The organism is Streptomyces iranensis (assembly GCF_017874715.1).
Lineage (GTDB): Bacteria > Actinomycetota > Actinomycetes > Streptomycetales > Streptomycetaceae > Streptomyces > Streptomyces iranensis.
In genome coordinates, this window is the sequence record NZ_JAGGLR010000072.1 from 1 (window position 1) to 3,096 (window position 3,096).

Below are 3,096 nucleotides of genomic sequence, written 5' to 3' on the forward strand. Positions count from 1 at the left end.
GCTCTCCGCCACCAGCTCAACCGCACCCGCCGACCAGTCCACATGCCGCGACGGCTCATCCACATGCAACGTCCGCGGCACCAGACCGTGCTGCAGCGCCATCACCATCTTGATGACACCCGACACACCCGCAGCAGCCTGCGTATGACCAACATTCGACTTCAGCGAACCCAGCAGCAGAGGCCGCTCACGACCCTGACCATAGGCCGCGATCACCGCCTGGGCCTCGATCGGGTCGCCCAGCGTCGTACCCGTGCCATGCGCCTCGACCACATCCACCTCGTGCGCCGCAAGGCCCGCGTTGCTGAGAGCCGCTTGGATCACCCGCTGCTGGGAGGGGCCGTTCGGCGCGGTCAGCCCGTTGGACGCACCGTCCTGGTTCACTGCCGAGCTACGGACCACCGCCAACACCCGGTGGCCCTTAGCTTGCGCGTCAGACAAACGCTCTACCAGCAGGACGCCGACGCCCTCAGACCATCCCGTACCATCCGCACTGTCCGCGAACGCCTTGCACCGACCATCGGAGGCCAGGCCACCCTGGCGCGAGAACTCGGTGAAGAGCTCCGGTGTGGCCATCACGGTGACGCCGCCGACCAGGGCCAGCGAACACTCACCCTGCCGCAGGGCATACCCGGCCTGATGCAACGCCACCAGCGACGACGAGCAAGCCGTGTCCACCGTGATGGCGGGCCCCTCGAGACCGAAGAAGTACGACAGCCGACCGGACAGGACACTGGTCGCACTGGCCGTGGCTACGAAGCCGCCGAGGTCAGCACCGGCACCGTAGCCACCCGCGTAGGCGCCCATGAAGACACCGGTCTCGCTACCGCGTACGGAACCGGGCTCAATACCAGCCCGCTCGAACGCCTCCCAGGACACCTCAAGCACCAGCCGCTGCTGCGGATCCATCGCCAGTGCCTCACGCGGACTGATCCCGAAGAACGAGGCATCGAAACTGGCCGCAGCATCTAGGAAGCCGCCCTCAGCACGGTGAGATTTTCCGGCCGCCTCCGGATCCTGCTCGAACAGGCTCTCCACGTCCCAGCCACGGTCGGTGGGGAAACCGGAGATCGCATCCGTACCCGACTCCAGAAGACGCCACAGATCCTCCGGGGAGGAGACTCCACCGGGCAGGCGGCAAGCCATACCCACGATCGCCAGCGGCTCGTCCTGCCCCACCACCGACACCGGCCCGCGTACCGGGACAGGGTTCTCGCCGGTGAACAACTCGTCCAACCGGGCAGCCAGGGCGGCCGGGGTGGGGTAGTCGAACACCAATGTGGCGGGCAGCCGCAGCCCGGTGGCTTTCGCCAGACCGTTCCGCAACTCCACCGCGGTCAGCGAATCGATGCCCAGATCCCTGAACACGGCGGCTGCGGGGACGGTACTGGCGTCAGCGTGCCCCAGAACCACGGCGGCACTGTCACACACCAGCTTCAGCAGTGCCTTCTCCCGCTCGGCCGGTGCCAGGGCGGCCAGCCACTGCACTCCACCGGCGGAAGCAGCCCGCCGAGCCATCGGGCGGTGCAACGACCGGAGCAGTGCCGGGACTTCCGCGTCCCGTACCGGCTCCATCGCCGCAGCCACCAGAACCGGCTCACTGTGGCGTGATGCGGTGTCGAACAGCCGCATCCCGTGCTCGGCGGAGATGGCCCGCAAACCACCACGCCGGATCCGACCCCGGTCCGTGTCGGTCAGCTTCGCGGTCAGGCCACTGGCGTCCTCCCACAAACCCCACGCCACCGCCAACGCAGGCAGACCCTCAGCACGACGCTGCTCAGCCAAAGCATCCACGAACGCATTGGCCGCCGCATAATTACCCTGCCCCGCACTACCGAGAACACCAGCAGCCGAGGAATACATGACGAACGCCGCCAAGTCGGCATCACGGGTGAGCTCATGCAGGTGCCACGCACCATCCGCCTTGGGCCCCAACACCGTGTCCAACCGCTGCGCGGTCAACGACTCCACGACACCGTCATCCACCACACCCGCGGTATGAATCACCGCCGTCAACGGATGCTCCGGTGACACACCCGCCAGCACCCGCGCCAGCCCGGCACGATCGGACACGTCACAGACCGCTGTGTCGACCTGGGCGCCCAGTTCACCGAGCTCGCTGATCAGGGCCTCGTCCGGGGTGCTGCGGGACAGCAGCAGGAGATGACGCACGCCGCGTTCGGTCACCAGGTGCCGGGCGACGATCCCCGCCAGCACACCCGAACCACCCGTGACCAGGACCGTGCCATCCGGATCCCACGTCTCATCAGTTGGGGGTTCAGGGGTGATTCGGGTCAGGCGTGGTACTTCGTGCCGGTTGTCGCTGATCCGCAGCCGTGGCTCGTCCAGTCCGACGGTGGCGGCCAGCTGGTCCGGGGTGAGGCTGTCGTCGTCGCTTTCGACCAGGATGAACCGGCCGGGGTGTTCGGACTGGGCCGACCGCATCAACCCCGAGACCGCTGCCGCGGCCAAACCGGTCCCGGTCCGCACGACCAGCGTGCTGTCGCTGAAGCGCTCCCCGGCCAGCCACTCCTGGACTGTTTGCAGGACCTGGGCGGTCAACATGCGGGTCTGTGCCAGCGGGTCCGGCGAGTTCTCGCTGCTGTCGGGGAGTGCGGTGAAGACCACCACCTCGGGTACCGGCACATCACCGCCCGACGCCAGGTCTTCGAACCGGCCGACCGTCAGACCGGTCTGCTGAGGGGCCGGGATTTCTGTCCAGGTCAGGGTGAGCAGGTCGTCGGTGCTGGTGGCCGGTTCGTAGACGGGGACGGTGTGCAGTGTGAGGGAGCGGGCGGTCAGGGCGGGGAGGCCTGTGCTGTCGGCGGCGTCCACAGACAGGGCGCCGTCATCGTGTGAGGTGAGGCGGACGCGCAGCTCGGCGGGGTTGCGGGCGTGCAGGGTCAGCCCCTGCCACACCGCGGGGGTCTCCTCGCCTACGGCGGTGAGGGCGGCGGTCAGGAGGGCAGGGTGCAGGGCGTATGTGGTGGCGTCGTGGATATCGTCCAGTGCGGCCTCGGCGAACACTTCGCTGCCGCGGCGCCACATCCCGCGCAGTGACGGTACGCGGGTCTCGACCGGCACCGCACCGACCGG

Annotated in this window: 1 protein-coding gene; it reads right to left on the reverse strand. The window is 68.3% G+C overall.

Annotation, left to right across the window (positions count from 1 at the left end):
• Positions 1-3,096, reverse strand: a 3,096-nt coding sequence (locus tag J2Z30_RS49180; RefSeq protein ID WP_245389372.1) for an SDR family NAD(P)-dependent oxidoreductase, incomplete at both ends; no start/stop codon positions are given.